This is a genomic window from Streptomyces sp. NRRL F-525 (assembly GCF_000716605.1).
GTDB lineage: Bacteria > Actinomycetota > Actinomycetes > Streptomycetales > Streptomycetaceae > Streptomyces.
On record NZ_JNXE01000184.1, the window covers coordinates 1 to 330 of the forward strand.

The following is a 330-nucleotide window of genomic DNA, read 5'->3' on the forward strand; positions in this document are numbered from 1 at the left end:
GTCGTAGACCAGTGATTCGTCCTCCGTGGACCAGACGGCGGGGATCATGCCGGGGTCGATGCCTTCGAATCCGGGCGGGAGGTCTGCGAGGTTGGTCTGGTCGGAGTCGGTGCGCAGGATGAGCCATGTGCCGCCCTTGATGAGGTTGGCGCGGATGGCTTGTTCCCCGCCGAGCTGGTCCAGGTTGACGACCTGGTTGATCAGGACCCAGGGCATGCCCAGGGAGCGGCCCAGGGAGGCGCCAGCCTTGACGATGGCGACGGCTTCCTTGCGGTTGGGCATTCCGGGGCCGAGGACCTGTCCGGCCTCGTCCAGGATGGTGGGGGTCAG

1 pseudogene is annotated in these 330 nt (G+C 67.0%); it reads right to left on the reverse strand.

Features of this window, described 5'->3' with window-relative positions:
• Positions 1–330: pseudogene (locus OO69_RS48450) on the reverse strand (hypothetical protein); the annotation flags it as partial.